The organism is Streptomyces sp. NBC_01304 (genome assembly GCF_035975855.1).
Classification (GTDB): domain Bacteria; phylum Actinomycetota; class Actinomycetes; order Streptomycetales; family Streptomycetaceae; genus Streptomyces.
In genome coordinates, this window is record NZ_CP109055.1 from 2,994,460 (window position 1) to 3,008,833 (window position 14,374).

At 72.4% G+C, this 14,374-nt stretch carries 16 protein-coding genes; 11 read left to right on the forward strand and 5 right to left on the reverse strand.

Annotated elements, in window-relative coordinates; all coding sequences use genetic code 11:
- Positions 1-48 precede the first annotated feature (48 nt).
- The 4 genes from OG430_RS12905 to OG430_RS12920 all read left to right on the forward strand — a co-directional run bounded on the left by OG430_RS12905 (position 49) and on the right by OG430_RS12920 (position 3,570).
- Entirely contained in the window at positions 49-750 is a 702-nt protein-coding gene (locus tag OG430_RS12905) for an alpha/beta fold hydrolase (RefSeq protein WP_327352617.1), read from the forward strand.
- On the forward strand, positions 747-2,267 hold the full coding sequence (locus OG430_RS12910) for a carboxylesterase/lipase family protein (protein WP_327352618.1): 1,521 nt from the start codon (positions 747-749) through the stop codon (positions 2,265-2,267). The genes OG430_RS12905 and OG430_RS12910 overlap by 4 nt, the downstream gene beginning before the upstream one ends.
- A 244-nt stretch (positions 2,268-2,511) precedes the next feature.
- Positions 2,512-3,354 carry a polysaccharide deacetylase family protein gene (locus OG430_RS12915; protein ID WP_327352619.1) on the forward strand — a complete coding sequence of 281 codons (843 nt, stop codon included), beginning with the start codon at positions 2,512-2,514 and terminating at the stop codon, positions 3,352-3,354.
- A gap of 9 nt (positions 3,355-3,363) precedes the next feature.
- Entirely contained in the window at positions 3,364-3,570 is a 207-nt protein-coding gene (locus tag OG430_RS12920; RefSeq protein WP_327352620.1) for a hypothetical protein, read from the forward strand.
- A 40-nt stretch (positions 3,571-3,610) separates the two neighbouring features.
- On the opposite strand, the gene OG430_RS12925 is transcribed toward OG430_RS12920, so the two are convergent.
- The 5 genes from OG430_RS12925 to OG430_RS12945 all read right to left on the reverse strand — a co-directional run bounded on the left by OG430_RS12925 (position 3,611) and on the right by OG430_RS12945 (position 7,860).
- Complete coding sequence (locus tag OG430_RS12925; RefSeq protein ID WP_327352621.1) at positions 3,611-4,279, reverse strand: ABC transporter; 669 nt, start codon at positions 4,277-4,279, stop codon at positions 3,611-3,613.
- Positions 4,279-5,175, reverse strand: a complete 897-nt coding sequence (locus OG430_RS12930) for an ABC transporter ATP-binding protein (RefSeq protein WP_327359068.1) — start codon at positions 5,173-5,175, stop codon at positions 4,279-4,281. Before OG430_RS12930 ends, OG430_RS12925 begins: the two co-directional genes overlap by 1 nt.
- Positions 5,176-5,198: 23 nt before the next feature.
- Positions 5,199-5,876: an AIM24 family protein gene (locus tag OG430_RS12935; protein ID WP_327352622.1), complete on the reverse strand. Its 678-nt coding sequence runs from the start codon at positions 5,874-5,876 to the stop codon at positions 5,199-5,201.
- Between the two features lie 68 nt (positions 5,877-5,944).
- Positions 5,945-7,207: a sensor histidine kinase gene (locus OG430_RS12940; protein WP_327352623.1), complete on the reverse strand. Its 1,263-nt coding sequence runs from the start codon at positions 7,205-7,207 to the stop codon at positions 5,945-5,947.
- Entirely contained in the window at positions 7,201-7,860 is a 660-nt protein-coding gene (locus tag OG430_RS12945) for a response regulator transcription factor (protein WP_327352624.1), read from the reverse strand. The genes OG430_RS12940 and OG430_RS12945 overlap by 7 nt, the downstream gene beginning before the upstream one ends.
- A gap of 227 nt (positions 7,861-8,087) precedes the next feature.
- Here OG430_RS12945 and OG430_RS12950 point away from each other — a divergent pair, with 227 nt between their 5' ends.
- The 7 genes from OG430_RS12950 (at position 8,088) to OG430_RS12980 (ending at position 14,313) form a co-directional block, all read left to right on the forward strand.
- A complete protein-coding gene (locus OG430_RS12950) occupies positions 8,088-9,353 on the forward strand; it encodes an ABC transporter permease (protein ID WP_327352625.1) in 1,266 nt (421 codons plus the stop codon).
- Positions 9,354-9,451: 98 nt separating this feature from the next.
- Positions 9,452-10,870: an ABC transporter permease gene (locus OG430_RS12955; RefSeq protein WP_327352626.1), complete on the forward strand. Its 1,419-nt coding sequence runs from the start codon at positions 9,452-9,454 to the stop codon at positions 10,868-10,870.
- A gap of 5 nt (positions 10,871-10,875) precedes the next feature.
- Entirely contained in the window at positions 10,876-11,595 is a 720-nt protein-coding gene (locus OG430_RS12960; protein ID WP_327352627.1) for an ABC transporter ATP-binding protein, read from the forward strand.
- A gap of 202 nt (positions 11,596-11,797) precedes the next feature.
- Positions 11,798-12,535 (forward strand): aminoacyl-tRNA hydrolase, encoded by a 738-nt coding sequence (locus tag OG430_RS12965; protein ID WP_327359069.1) that lies wholly within the window; start codon positions 11,798-11,800, stop codon positions 12,533-12,535.
- Positions 12,532-13,176 (forward strand): TetR/AcrR family transcriptional regulator, encoded by a 645-nt coding sequence (locus OG430_RS12970; RefSeq protein WP_327352628.1) that lies wholly within the window; start codon positions 12,532-12,534, stop codon positions 13,174-13,176. Before OG430_RS12965 ends, OG430_RS12970 begins: the two co-directional genes overlap by 4 nt.
- Positions 13,177-13,252: 76 nt before the next feature.
- Positions 13,253-13,702, forward strand: coding sequence for a hypothetical protein (locus tag OG430_RS12975; protein ID WP_327352629.1), 450 nt, complete (start codon positions 13,253-13,255; stop codon positions 13,700-13,702).
- Positions 13,699-14,313 (forward strand): TIGR03086 family metal-binding protein, encoded by a 615-nt coding sequence (locus OG430_RS12980; RefSeq protein WP_327352630.1) that lies wholly within the window; start codon positions 13,699-13,701, stop codon positions 14,311-14,313. Before OG430_RS12975 ends, OG430_RS12980 begins: the two co-directional genes overlap by 4 nt.
- The last annotated feature ends 61 nt before the right edge of the window (positions 14,314-14,374 follow it).

Here is a 14,374-nt window from a genome sequence, read left to right on the forward strand (position 1 = left end):
CAGTACGAGCAGCAGACGTACGAAGAGTACGAACAGAAAGGCACCACCATGCAGTTGCACACCCACGAGTGGGGCAGCGGCGACCGGATCGCCGTCCTGATCCACGGGCTGATGTCCGACCACCGGACTTGGCGGCGGCTCGGCCCGGCGCTCGCGGACCGGGGCTACCGGGTCATCGGCGTCGACCTGCGCGGGCACGGCGCGAGCGGGCGTGGCGCGTACGCGCCGGAGCTGTTCGCGGACGACCTGGTCGACACGCTGCCGGCCGGCGCGGAGCTCGCGCTCGGGCACTCGCTCGGCGGGCTCGCCCTGTCGCTGGCCGCCGAACGGCTCGCGCCCGCGCGGGCGGTGTACTCGGACCCGGCCTGGGCGCTGGGGCAGTGGCGGGAGTCGCTGCCCGTCGAGCCGGCGATGTTCAAGGAGTTCAAGCGGGCGTCCCGGGCGATGATCCAGAGCTTCAACCCCCGCTGGGACGCCGCCGACATCGACGTAGAGCTCGCCGGTCTCGCCGTATGGGACGAGGAGACCGCGCACGCCCTCTCCGGCCCCGGCGCCGTCGACCACATCCCCGCCGAGCCCGTGGTGCCGTCCCTGGTGCAGGTCGCCGACCCCAGCCCGGTGGTGCCGGAGCCGCTCAAGGCCGAACTCTCGGCGCGCGGTTTCGACGTACGTACGGTCGACGGCGCGGGCCACTGCATCCACCGCGACGACTTCGACGCCTTCATGGACTCCCTGGACGGTTGGGTATGAGCACGCCGGTCACCTCCTCCCCCACGACCCTCACCACGGGCGGCCAGGTGCGCGGCACGCGCGTCGGCGCGGTGCACCGCTATCTCGGGATCCCGTACGCCGCCGATCCGGTCGGCGCCGCGCGCTTCAGGCCGCCCGCCAAGCCCGACTCCTGGGAGGGCGTACGCGACTGCACGGCCGCGTCCCCCGCGCCGCCGCAGGGGCCCGACTTCCTGCTCGAAGGCGTGGTCGGCGTCGAGCCCGTGGCCACCGACGAGGCGGGCAGCCTCACGGTGAACGTGTGGACGCCCGCCAGGTCGGGCCGCCGCCCGGTCATGGTCTGGATCCACGGCGGCGGCTACATCCAGGGCTGGGGCACCCAGCCCTGGACGGACGGCGCCCGCCTCGCCGAGCGCCAGGACGTGGTCGTCGTGTCGCTCAACTACCGCATAGGCGCGCTTGGTTGGCTGTACGTTCCCGAGCTGCTCGGCGACGACTACGCGGACTGTGCCAACCTCGGTCTGCAGGACCAGATCGCGGCGCTGGCCTGGGTGCGGGACAACATCGCGCACTTCGGCGGCGACCCTGAGTCGGTCACGGTGTTCGGCGAGTCCGCGGGCGGCGGCAGCGCCGCGATGCTGCTCGGCGCCCCCGCGGCGCGCCCGCTCCTGCATCGCGCCATCCTGCAGAGCCCGCCGCCGCGGGGAGTGCTGGACGTGCAGCGGGCGGCGGCGATCGCCCGGGAGTACGCGGGGATCCTGCGCGAGCGCGCGGGCGACGACGCGGCCGAGGCCGATGTGCGGACCGCCTCGCCCGCGCAACTCCTCGCGGCGCAGGAGGAGTTGGTGGCGCGGCACGGCCTCGACCTCCCGCTCGCGCCGGTCGTCGACGGGACGGTGCTCCCGCTGCCGCCGATCCAGGCACTGCGCAACGGGTCGTGCGCGCACATCCCGGTCCTTGCCGGCACGAACGAGCACGAGGGCCGCCTGTTCACCGCCCTCGCCCCGCCCGTGCCACCCGAGGCCTTCGACGCCGCGCTGACCGCCGCCTTTCCCTCGCCGGAGCGGGGCGCGCGGGCGCGTGCGGTGTACGAGGCGCACGAGGGCTCGGGCGACGGGGCGGCCACGGCGCGGCTCGGTGCGCTGATCACGGACCAGCTGTTCCGGGCGCCGACGGATGCGCTGCTCGAGGCGCAGGTGGCCGGGGGTGGGCGGGCCTGGTCCTATATGTTCCGCTGGCCCACGCCGGTGCTCGGCGGTGTGCTCGGGTCGGCCCATACGTTGGACATCCCGTACGTCTTCGACGTCCTCGATACGCCCGGCTTCTCGGCCCTGCTCGGGGACGAGCCGCCGCGGGGGTTGGCCTCGGCGATGAGCGGGGCCTGGGCGCACTTCGCCCGGCACGGGCGGCCTTCTCATGAACTCCTGCCCGAGTGGCCGGAGTTCGAGCCTTCGGCCCGTCCGACGATGATCCTCGATGCTGCGCCTCGGGTGGCGGAGGACCCGCTGGGGGAGCGGCGAAAGGTCTGGGCCGAGTAGGGATTCTTTCACCCCACCCTGCCCCTTCCCGACTGTGACATTGGCGGCTGGCGCCGCGGGCCTGCGGACGGCTTCAAAGATTGTCCTCAAACGCCGGACGGGCTGATTCATCGAGGCCGAGCTCGATGAATCAGCCCGTCCGGCGTTTGAGGACACCGCCCGAAGGGCGGAAAGCTTCGCAGAATTACGGGAAGGGGCGGGGTGGGGAAAAGAAATGCCGGTAATACGACGTTATGGTCCCGACGTGATCACCCTCGCCCGGAGACTCGCCGCCCTCACCGCCGTGGCCACCGCAGCCGCCACCCTCGCCGCCTGCGGCACAACCACCCCACCCCAGCCGGCGCGCAACGCCCCCGCCAAGGCCTCCAAACCCCGCCCCGCCACCCTCGCTCCCGGCCCCGCCGGCCTCGCCCCCGTCTTCAAGAGCGGCCGCCGCGACGCCAAGACGGTCGCGCTGACCTTCGACGCCGACATGACCGCGGACCAGGGCCCCCGCGCCGCGGCCGGCGAACGCTTCGACAACCCCGCGCTGATCGCCACCCTGCGCCGCCTGAAGGTTCCGGCCACGGTGTTCATGACGGGCCGCTGGGCCGAGCAGTACCCCGACCAGGCGAAGTCGATCGGCGCGGACCCGCTCTTCGAGGTCGCCAACCACTCGTACAGCCACTACGCCTACACCTCGCGCTGCTACGGCCTGCCCACGGTCGCCCCGGACCGGATGCGCGACGACGTGGAGCGCGCCTTCACCGCCCTCCGCAAGGCGGGGGTCACGAATCCGGTGCCCTACTTCCGCTTCCCCGGCGGCTGTTACAACTCCGCCGCCCTGCGCTCGATCGCCCCGGCGGGCGTCACCGCCGTCCAGTGGGACGTGGTCAGCGGCGACGCCTTCGCGACGGACGCGAACGCGGTGGCCGAAGAGGTCCTGCGCGGCGTGCGCCCCGGCTCGGTCGTGGTGCTGCACTGCACCCGCAGCGCGGCCCCCGTCACCGAGCGGGCCATCCGCACGATCGTCCCGAAGCTGCGCGCCCGCGGCTACCGCTTCGCCCGCGTCTCGGAGCTGATCGGGGCGTCGGCCGGCCGGAGTTAGGCTGGCGGCATGGACAGATCCGAGGACACCGGCGGCGACGGGGACCACTGCGCGAGTACGTCGCCGACCCCGGCCCCGCCGACCGCCGCGGGGCCGCCGTACGCGGAGTGCGTGCTGTGCCGGGAGCCCACGGAGTACCCCGAGTCGACGAAGGGCGCGACGCTGTGCCCGGTCTGCGAATGGCAGGAGGCACAGCGCACGGCCTGCTCGGGCTGACACCGCTGTGCCCGGTCTGCTGCCCGCCCGGGCCCCGCTCCTACCCCCGCCGCGAAGCCACCCCGCCCGCCAGCCCCCACACCACGCCGGCCAGCGCGACGGCCCCGAGCAGCCCCAGCACCGGCACCGTGACGGCGCCGGTCTGTGAGCCGCCGATCAGCCCCTCCACCGCCGCCTGCGCGGGCGATCCGGTGACCACCAGGGCGAGCAGCGCCCCCAGCGCGGTCAGGGCGAGCGACCAGCCCGTGCTGCGGATCACCGGCCAGGTGAACAGCGCCCCCACCGCCGCCCCCGTCAGCGCGCACACCAGGGCCGCGGCCACCCCCGCCCCGACCGCGGGCACCACCGGCACGGCCACCCGGTGGTCCGCGCTGGCCGCGTCGCTCATCGCGCTGACGACCGCCGTACCGGCCAGGCCCAGCGCACCCGCGAAGCCCAACGCCACGCCCAGGCAGGCGAGATGGACCCGCGCCGGGCTCGTCGCGGCGGCCGCGCAGTGCCGGGCCGCGGGCGGCTCCTGGGTGGCGCAGAGCCGGACCAGCCAGGCCGTGACGGGCAACAACGCGGCGGCCGCGTATCCGAGGGAGTCCAGAATCGGGTCCCCGGCCTGCGCTCCGACGGCGATGAAGATGCCGTACAGGAGCACGGGCGGCAGCCAGCGCTGAGATCGCAGGAGCAGCCCCGCCTGGTACTGGAGCAGAGCGTTCATCACACACCTGACGTAGACGTATCGGAGGGGACGCTCGCCGTCCCCGGCGAGGAACCCGCCACCTCGACGACCCGGCGCACATGCCACCCCGGCCGCGCCCCCAGCAACACCCGCAGCACCACGTCCGACTGGGCCTCGGGCACCGTCAGCCGGGCCACGCCCGCCTCGTCCAGGTCGGCCGCCACCTGCCCCGGCAGTCCTGCGGGCAGCGCCACCCCGGGCGGCCCTTCGGCCTCGATCAGGACGCAAGGTCCCGCCTCGGCCACGGAGGCGGACCCGGCCGGCCCGGCATCCCGTACCAGCGCGTCCCCCGCCACCCGGTACACCGCGTCCTCCAGCCCCGCGAGCCGGCGCGGATCGTGGTCGACGAAGAGCACCGCCCCGCCCGCCGCGACCCGCTCGGCCACCGCCCGGTCGAGCTCCGCCCGGGCGGCCGTGTCGAGGCCCGTCCAGGCCTCGTCCAGGACCAGCAACTCCGGCTCGGCGAGCAGCGCCTGGGCCACGGCGACCTTCTGGCTGGTGCCCTTGGACAGCTCGGTCAGCGGCGTACCCGCATGGCCGTCCGCCCCGAACCTCTCCAGCCACTGGTCCGCCCTGGCCGAGGCGACGGACCGCGACAGCCCGTGGATGCGGCCCAGGTGGACCAGATACCCCGCCGCCGTGAACGGCAGGGCGGCCGGGAAGCGTTCCGGGACGTAGGCCGTGCGCGGCCGCCCGAGCACCTTGCCCGCGCTGGGCGCGTCGATCCCCGCGACCACCCTGAGCAGCGTCGACTTCCCGCTGCCATTGGTGCCGGTGCACCGCAGCAGCGCCCCCGCGGGCACGTCGAGGCCGACTCCGCGCAGGACCCAGGGGCCGCCGATGCCGTACCGGCGGCCCACGCCGTCGAGTCGCAGAACGAGGCCGGTTGTGCCGGACCTCAACTCTGCGCGGGCTTGGTCGGGGTGGCCTCGCTCGGCCGGACGATCACATAGCCCTCACCCTGCAGCATCAGCTGGACCGCCTCGCCGGAGCCGCCGCGCAGCATCGAGCCGACGCTCTGCGAGCGGTGCAGCGAGGTGTGCAGCTGGCTGGTCCAGCCGACGACCGCGTCCGTGTCGACGTACACCGGATACTGCTGGCTGACGGGGATGACGATCGGGTCGCCCTCACAGATCACGGCGAGCTGGCCGTGTCCGGTGAAGACGCTGTTGAACAGGCCTCCGCCGGTCATGCCCGCGCCCTTCACCGTCTTTATCTCGTACGACAGGGTCGGGTCGAAGCACAGGACGTTCCGCCCGTTGATGGTGAGCGAGTCGCCCGGCTCGACCTCGACGATGAAGCAGTTGGCGGCCTCCTGCGCGAACCACGCCTCGCCCTGGCCGCGCACGGCCATCAGCGGCAGCCCCTCCCCCGTGACGGCACGCTTGAGCATGCCGCCTATGCCCTGACCCTTGCGCTCGAACTGCAGACTGCCGCGGTAGGCGATCATCGCGCCCTGGCGGGCGAGCATTTCGCCGTTCACCACGTACCTGATCGACTTGGAGTTCTGCAGGCTCATTCCCGGCACCGTGGCCGGCTGCGCCATGTGCTGTGCCGCAAACAGATCGCTCTTCATGCCTGCATCCTCGCGCCTGCCACTGACAACGCCAAGAGACCTTCGGATATGGAAGGGCAGACTTTCGGTTAGCGCTCCCGGAACCACCGGTCACCGAGGAAGTCGACGCGCACGGTGAGGCCTCCCGGGGTGCCGGGCTCGGCCGTGACCGTGGCGCCGTGAGCAGCGGCGATCGAGCGCACGATGGAGAGCCCCAGGCCGTGCCCCTCCGTCGCGGTCCGTTCCTGGCCCAGGCGCTGGAACGGCTCGAAGAGGCGGGCCAGTTGGTCGTCGGCCAGTGGGTGTCCGGTGTTGGTGACGGTGAGGGTCCGGCCGGTGATCGTGACGTGGACGTGGCCGTCCGGCTCGTTGTACTGGATGGCGTTGCGGACGAGGTTGGTGAGCAGGTGGCGGAGGAGGACCGGGTCTCCGTCCAGTTCCAAGGGGCGTACGTCCAGGGTGAGTTCGATGCCTTCGCGTTCGGCCGACGGGCGGAGTTCGCCCACCGTCTGGCGGGCGAGGGCGGCGAGGTCGGTGGCTTCCAGGGGGTCGGTCTCCGCCAGGCCGCGGTCGCTGCGGGCCAGCAGGAGCAGGGCGCTCAGGAGGCGTTCGGCGTCGCGGTTGGAGGTCAGGAGGTCTTCGCGTACGTCGGCGAGACCGGGCGGCAGCGGGTCGGCGAGGCCGACTTCGAGCAGGGCGCGCTGCACGGAGAGCGGGGTGCGCAGCTCGTGCGAGGCGTTCGCGACGAAGCGGCGCTGGCTGTCGAAGGACTTCTCCAGGCGGTCCAGCATGGTGTCGAAGGTGTCGGCGAGGCGGTGCAGTTCGTCGTCGGGGCCGGTGAGGCGCAGCCGTTCGTGCAGGTTCTGCTCGCTGATGCTGCGGGCGGCGTCGGTCACGGCGGCGACGGGCCGCAGCGCGCGGCCGGCCAGCCACCAGCCGAGCAGCGCGGACAGCGCGGTCATGATCAGCAGGCCGATGCCGGACCAGAGCACGATCTGCTGCACGGCGGTGTCCGAGACGCTCTGGGCGGCGTTGAGGACGACCTTGCGCAGGGCGATCCCGTCGCCGGAGGGCACCGTGACTCCCGCGTCGGGTGCGGTCGATGCGGCCGACGGACTCGGCTCCGTGGGCGACATGGACTGCCCGTCCCCGGGCTGCGCGTCGCCGCCGGACACCTCGATGGCGTCGAGGCGCTGGGTGATGCCGCGCCGGGCGAGGAGCACGACCAGGCCGAGCAGCCCCGCCCCGGCGAGCAGGAAGAGCCCGCCGAAGGCCGCGGCGAGGCGGGCCCGGAAGGGGATCCGGGCGAGCCGCCCGCGCAGTGCGGCCCGGGCCCGGGCGGCCGTCAGCACAGGCGGTACCCCTCGCCGGCGTCGGCGGCGATGACATCGGGGCCGCCGAGCTTGGTGCGCAGCCGGCTCACGGTGGCGCGCACCGCGCTGGTCCGCGGGTCGAGATGCTCGTCCCAGATCCGCCGGATCAGCTCCTTGTGCGGTACGGGGGCGCCGCGTGCCTCCATGAGCAGTTGCAGTACGGCGAACTCCTTGGCGGTGAGCTCGACGGGCCGCCCGTCCACCCGGACCTCGCGGCGGGCCCGGTCCAGGGCGATGCCCTCGTGCCGCAGGACCGAGGGCGGCAGGGCGGGCACGCGGCGGCTCAACGCCCGGATGCGGGCGACGAGTTCGGCGAAGTCGAAGGGCTTGGCGAGGTAGTCGTCGGCGCCGAGGTCGGTGAGGCCGTACACCTTGTCCTCGACGGCACCGGCGGCCGTGAGCATCAGGATGCGGGGCGGGTCCGCCAGCTCGCGCAGCCTGCGGCACACCTCGTCGCCGGTCATCACCGGCAGGTCCCGGTCGAGGACGACCACGTCGTAGTCGTTGAGCAGCGCGAGGCGCTCGGCGGCGTCGCCGGACACGGCCAGGTCGACGGCGATGGCCTCGCGGCGCAGTCCCGTGGCGATGGTGCGGGCGAGCACGTGGTGGTCCTCCGCGAGCAGGACCCTCATGACGTTTCCACAAGCCTCATGGCGTTCCTCGTATCCCAAAGCCTCATGGCGTTCCTTGTATCCCAATCACTTCCGGATTCCGGGGAGAAAGTCCGGATGATCCGGGAATCCGACCCTTGATTGCCTCAGGGAATCAGGCCCTCGATTACACGCACATAAGGACGGCGTCGGGATCGGGCTCCCGGCCTTATCTCCCTGCAAAGGCCTCCCTGGTCTTGTTCTGTCCCATGAACTTCGTCAAGCGCGCGGCTCTGAGCCTGCGTGCCCGCAAGGGGAAGACGGCGCTGTTGTTCGGCATCTTCCTCGTCATCTGCACCCTGCTGACCGGCGGCTTCGTGCTGCGCGACGGCACCGCGCGGCAGGAGGCCGACGCCCGGCGCCGGATCGGCGTGGACGCCACCGTGAAGGGCGACGAGCTGACGCCCGCGGCGGCGGACCGGCTCGGCCGCTCGCCGCTGGTGCAGCGCTACAACGCGCTGGTGGAGAGCGGAAGCAGGCCGGCCGGCCTGTCTCCCCTGCCGCCGCGGGCGCCCCGACCCGAGGGGGTGCGCGGCAGGCCGGGCGACGGCGACCTGCGGCTCACCGGCGTACGCGAGTCGGATCTGCTGCTCGACTTCGCGGTGGGCCGCAAGAAGATCGTGGACGGCCGGGGCATCACGGCGCGGGACGCGGGACGCAAGGTGGCCGTCGTGGAGCAGCGCCTGGCCGGGCTCAACAAGGTCAAGGTCGGCGACAGGATCGAGCTCGCCTCCCCGGACGGCAGGCGCAAGGAGATCTTCGAGGTCGTCGGGCTGTTCGAGGATCCTGCGCCGGAGCCGTTGCGCTGGGTGCCGGTGCGGGACAACCCCGCGCATCAGATCTACGCACCCCGCCGGGCGGTGTCCGCCCTCGATCCGGCCGCCCCGCTCGAAGAGGCCCTGTTCAAGGTCAAGTCACCTGACCATGCAGAACAGTTGAGGGGCGAGGCCAGGAAGGTCCTCGGCAAGGGGCCCTTCCGGTTCGACGTCAATTCCAAGGCGTACGAGGACCAGGTCCGGCCCATCCAGCGGATCGGTGTCTTCGCGGACATCGTCGTCTGGCTGATCTCGTTCGCCGGTGCCGTGGTGCTCGGTCTGATCGTGCTGCTCACCATCCGGGAGCGGCGCGACGAGCTGGGGGTGCTGCTCTCCCTGGGCGAGAAGAAGTGGCGGCTCATCGGGCAGCACACCGTGGAGGTCGCCGCGGTCGCCGTGCCGGCGCTGGGACTTGCCGCGCTGTGCGGCCTGGCCCTGGCCCAGCCGATGGGCGACGCGCTGGTCGACTCGCCGCGTACGGACTCCGCGAGCCGGGCCTGGCAGGCCGAGGCGCCCAGGCCCGCCGAGTTCCGGCTGACGGGCGCCGACGCCGGCCGGGTCGCCGGGGTCGGGCTCGGCATCTCGCTGGTCGCCACGGTCGTCCCGGGCATCGGGATTCTCCGTCTGCACCCCCGCTCCATCCTCACCGCATCCGAGTAACCGCCGTACGGGCGGACCGACTTCCGAGCCGGTTCGACCCGCCACCTGCCGACACCGAGCAACCGCCCCCTCCCGACATCGAGCAACCGAAGGCCACCATGAATTTCCTCAAGCGCGCGACCCTGAGTCTCTGGTCGCGCAAGGGCAAGACCCTGATCCTGCTCGCCACGTTCCTCGTCGTCACGACGATGGTGCTCGCCGGGGTCCTCATCGGCGACGCCGCCGCACGGGCCGGGCAGGAGGCCAAGCGGAAGGTCGGCGCGGAGGTCGGCCTGAGCATGGACCTGGGCAAGATGGACATGGGCGCCGGGGGTGGTGGCGAGCAGCAGCTCAGCGCCCCGTCCATCAGCGCGGCCACGCTCGACAAGATGGGCAAGTCGCCCCTCGTACGGACGTACAACTACACGTACGTCAACGGCGCGCGTCTCACGGGCGGCATCAAGCCGGTGGTCGGCAGCAAGCCCGATCCGATGGCCGCGGAGGGCTCCGGATACACCATCGCGCGGGGTGTGCTCGACTCGTCGCTGCTTCCTGAATTCAAGGACGGGAAGGCCGAGTTGGTGTCGGGCGGGCACATCACACCCGACGACAAGGACGCGTCCAAGGTCCTCGTCGAGGAACGTCTCGCCAAGCTCAACAAGCTGAAGGTAGGCGACCGGATCAAGCTCGGCGCCAACGACCCGAAGAGCAAGGACAAGGCCGAGTTCACCATCGCCGGGATCTACCGCGACCCGGCCCCGACCGACCAGCCGAACCCCGAGTACAACTACCTGCCCGGCAACGGTCTGGTGGCCTCGATCGGCAGCCTGAACACGCTCAACCCGGAGGACGGCAAGGGCGGCGATCTCAAGGTCGGCGCGGGCTCCTTCCTCCTCAACAACCCGGACGACCTGGACAAGTTCAAGAAGCTGGCGAAGGACACGGCCGGCTCCGCGCTCGACTCGTTCAAGCTCGACATCAACGACAAGGCCGTCCGTCAGCTGACCGGGCCCGTCAACAGCATCTCCTCGACGACCCGGGTCGCGATGTGGCTGATCGGCATCGCGGGCGCGGCCGTGCTCGCCCTGCTCACCGCGCTCGCCGTGAAGCAGCGGCGCAAGGAGTTCGGCGTACTGCTCGCGCTCGGCGAGAAGCGCTGGAAGCTGGTCGGTCAGCAGCTCGCCGAGATCGTGGTCGTGGCGGCGCTCGCCGTGGGGCTCAGCTCCCTGTTCACCGAGGCGCTCACCCAGCGGGCGGGCAACAGCCTCCTCGGCAGCGAGGCCGCCGAGGCCAAGGCGAAGGCCGACGCCTGGCAGCCGCCGGCGCCCGGCTCGACCGGCCTGGGCGAAGGGATCGACCCCGCCGACGCGCCGGTCGAGGGCATCGACCCCATCGGCAACCTCACCGTACGGCTCGATCCGGCGGCCCTCGCCACCGTCGCCGGCGTCGGCCTCGGCATCGGCCTGCTCGCCACCGCGCTGCCCGCCGCGAGCGTGCTGCGCCTGAACCCCAAGACGATCCTCACGAAGGGCAAGTGACCCCGATGACCAGCACCATCGACCAGACCCCCAGCACCGGCCACCCGGCGCTGCGACTGACCGGCGTCAGCCACACCTACACGGGGCAGCGCCGCCGCACGACCGTGCTCAAGCAGATCGATCTCGACCTGGAACGCGGCACGTTCTACACGATCCTCGGCCCCTCCGGCAGCGGGAAGACCACCCTCCTCAGCCTGGCCAGCGGCCTGGACGAGCCGACGAAGGGCACCATCCGCTTCGACGGCCGGGACCTCGCGGAGATCGGCCTCGGCCGCTATCGCAACCGGCATGCCGCGACGATCTTCCAGCAGTACAACCTGCTCACGTACATGACCGCGCTGCAGAACGTCACCACCGCCATGGAGATCACCGGTACGAGGCCGGCGAGCGGCGGCCGCAGGGCCCGGGCCCTGGAGATCCTGGAGAAGGTCGGCCTCGACGAGGAGATGGCGCGCAGCAATGTGCTGCGGCTCAGCGGCGGCCAGCAGCAGCGGGTCGCCATCGCCCGCGCGCTCGCCTGCGACGTCGACGTCCTCTTCGCGGACGAGCCGACCGGAAACCTGGACGAGGACACCGCGCAGGGGATCATCCGCATCTTCCAGGAGCTCGCCCACGAGCAGCGCAAGTGCGTGGTCGTGGTGACCCATTCCCAGCAGGTCGCGGCGGAGTCCGACCGGGTGCTGACGCTCCGCAAGGGGAGGCTGACGGTCGCCGCGGGGAAGTAGGGCTGTCGCCGCAGGGGGCCAGGGCTGATATCTCGCGGCGGGCGGGGCACCACCCTGCCGTGCCCCGCCCGGCGGGTACGTCCGGAACCCGGGGCCTCCCGGACGTGCTCGCCGTGCTGGCAGACTGGGACGGGTGAGCAGCCTGAACTCCCCCGCGGACCCCGCCGAGCCCACCGACCCCGTCGAGCCCGTCGGCCCCGCCATCCCCTCCGGCCCCGCCAGCCCCTCCGACCCCGAGGCCGTTCCGGACAGCCCCTTCCGGCACGAGAACGTCTCGCGCGACGAGGCGCCGCAGTACGTGCTGCCGCTGGTGGTCCACCTGGAGAAGACCGCGCCCCCGGCCCGCACCGACGCCCTGGAGACGGCGGCCCGCGCCGTCCTGGTGATGCTCAGCGACGACCGGTCGAACGGGGACGGCGAGTGGGCGCAGACGATGCGCGACTGGCAGGACGCCCGGATCCGCAAGGTGGTGCGCAGGGCGCGCGGCGCCGAGTGGCGCAAGGCGGCCGCGCTGCCGGGGATCACGGTCACCGGCAAGTCCGCCGAGGTGCGGGTCTTCCCGCCGGTGCCGCTCGACGGCTGGCCCAAGGAGCTGGCCAAGCTGCAGGTGTCGGGCACCGACCTCGACGACCCTGAGCCGCCCGTCGCGGCCGACCGCACCCGGCCGGTGCTCTGGATGAGCCCCGATGTCGACATGTCGGCCGGCAAGGCGATGGCGCAGGCCGGCCACGGCGCCCAACTCGCCTGGTGGGAGCTGTCCGACGAGGAGCGTACGGAGTGGCGCGAGGCCGGATTCCCGCTGGCCGTGCGCACACCCGACGCCGCGCACTGGCGCGAGCTGACCGCGAGCGGGCTGCCGGTGGTGCGCGACGCGGGCTTCACGGAGATCGCGCCGGGCTCCTGCACGGTCGTCGCCGACCACCCGGCGCTGCGGCGATGAGCTCGCCACGGGTCGACGGCCGGGTCGAGCGGGGCAATCGCACCCGCCGTCTGGTGCTGCGCCGCACCGTCGACATCGCCTCGGTCGAAGGTCTTGAGGCCCTGTCGGTGGGACGGCTCGCGACCGAGCTCGGGCTGAGCAAGAGCGGGGTGTTCGCGCTTTTCGGCTCCAAGGAGGAGCTCCAACTGGCCACGATCCGGGCCGCGTCGAGGATCTTCGCCGACGAGGTGCTCGCACCGATGGACGGCATCCCCGCCGGAGTCGCGCGCCTTGCCCACCTGTGCGAGGGCTGGCTCCGCTATTCGCAGGGCCGGGTGTTTCCCGGGGGCTGCTTCTTCTCCGCGGTGATGGCCGAGTTCGACGCCCGTGAGGGCCCGGTGCACGACGCCCTCGTGCAGTCGCTGGCCATTTGGATGGCGTACATGGAGGGGTGTGCGGTCGATGCCCGTACGGCCGGCGAACTGCACGCCGACACCGATCCGGCGCAGCTGGCCTTCGAGTTGGTGGCGCTGATGGAGACGGCCAACGCGCACTCGCTGCTGAACTCGGAGACGACACCGTACGACCGGGCGCGGACCGGCATCACGTCGAGGCTGCGCGCGACGGCGACGGATTCCGCACTGGTGCCCCAAACCTCCTGATACGTACGCCTGTTGAAGCTCGTTTCGAGTCGAGAAACAACTAGCACGACCGATCGTTTAGTTTTATGCTCACCGCATGAGCAATCGACCCACGCCCCCGCGACTGCTGCGCTCCCGCTGGCGCTCCGGCCCCGTACCGCTGTCCCTGTGCCCCGTCGTCGTGAGCGTCACCGACTTCACCGCGACGAGCCACCCGCAGGCGGCCGCGATAGCCCTCGCGGGACTGCGCCTGCGCCGCACCTGGCCCCGGACTCCGGGCGCGCTCGGCATGTGGCTGTGGGCCGACGTGGCGGGCCGGCGCTCGGGGTCGGTGAGCGTGTGGAACGACGAGGTCGCGCTCAAGGAGTTCGTGGGCCGCCCCGACCACATCGAAGTCGTACGGGCCCACCGGGGGCGCGGCACGATGCGCGCCCTCACCTGGGAGGCCGAGGACTTCGATCCGGACGCGGTGTGGTTCCGGGCCCGCGCCCTGCTCACCGGCACAACCGACTGGCCGCACGGCCTCGTTCGCCTGGAGGACGCATGACGAACTTCGTCGAGCTCGACCGCATCGCCGCAACGGAAACGCTCCGCCTCGTACGCGGCGCCGACACGGCCGGAAAGGAGGTCTGGGACCGGCCCACCCCTTGCGCCGGCTGGACCCTGCTCCACCTCGTCGCGCACATGACGGCGCAGAACCACGGTTTCGCGGCCGCCGCACGGGGCGAGGGCGGACTGCCCGCGCACTGGCGGGTGCGGGACATCCGCGTCGATCCCGCGCTCGCCCACACGGAATCCGTGGCGGCGCTCATCGTGCCGTTCGCCGAAGCGGGCGGCACCGAGCGGGAGTTCGTCCTGCCCGAGCTGGGCCGCGCCTTCCCCGGCCGGGTCGCCGTGTCGTTCCACTTCCTCGATCTCGCGGTGCACTCCTGGGATGTCGCCCGCACCCTGGACACCGAGGTCCAACTCCCGGACGACGTATGGGAGTCGGCCCTCCGGGTGGCACGTCGCGTTCCGGCGGACGAGCAGACCCGCGGCCCCAGTGGCTCCTTCGCCCCCGTCCGGCCGACGCCCGCGAGCGCGACACCCATGGAGGAGACACTGACCCTCCTCGGCCGCGAGCCCCACTGGACTCCGCACACCGCGGCCGCCCACTGAACTCCCACGCCTCCCTGAACAGTTGATGCTTCCCGTACGTACCCCTGGATACGGTCGACCG

Bases quoted from the DNA above. Each gene is read 5' to 3' on its own strand.
- OG430_RS12925 (WP_327352621.1), bottom strand. From the start codon at position 4,279: ATGAACGCTCTGCTCCAGTACCAGGCGGGGCTGCTCCTGCGATCTCAG.
- OG430_RS12980 (WP_327352630.1), top strand. From the start codon at position 13,699: ATGACGAACTTCGTCGAGCTCGACCGCATCGCCGCAACGGAAACGCTC.
- OG430_RS12920 (WP_327352620.1), top strand. From the start codon at position 3,364: ATGGACAGATCCGAGGACACCGGCGGCGACGGGGACCACTGCGCGAGT.
- OG430_RS12950 (WP_327352625.1), top strand. From the start codon at position 8,088: ATGAACTTCGTCAAGCGCGCGGCTCTGAGCCTGCGTGCCCGCAAGGGG.
- OG430_RS12945 (WP_327352624.1), bottom strand. From the start codon at position 7,860: ATGAGGGTCCTGCTCGCGGAGGACCACCACGTGCTCGCCCGCACCATC.
- OG430_RS12975 (WP_327352629.1), top strand. From the start codon at position 13,253: ATGAGCAATCGACCCACGCCCCCGCGACTGCTGCGCTCCCGCTGGCGC.
- OG430_RS12905 (WP_327352617.1), top strand. From the start codon at position 49: ATGCAGTTGCACACCCACGAGTGGGGCAGCGGCGACCGGATCGCCGTC.
- OG430_RS12970 (WP_327352628.1), top strand. From the start codon at position 12,532: ATGAGCTCGCCACGGGTCGACGGCCGGGTCGAGCGGGGCAATCGCACC.
- OG430_RS12910 (WP_327352618.1), top strand. From the start codon at position 747: ATGAGCACGCCGGTCACCTCCTCCCCCACGACCCTCACCACGGGCGGC.
- OG430_RS12935 (WP_327352622.1), bottom strand. From the start codon at position 5,876: ATGAAGAGCGATCTGTTTGCGGCACAGCACATGGCGCAGCCGGCCACG.
- OG430_RS12955 (WP_327352626.1), top strand. From the start codon at position 9,452: ATGAATTTCCTCAAGCGCGCGACCCTGAGTCTCTGGTCGCGCAAGGGC.
- OG430_RS12960 (WP_327352627.1), top strand. From the start codon at position 10,876: ATGACCAGCACCATCGACCAGACCCCCAGCACCGGCCACCCGGCGCTG.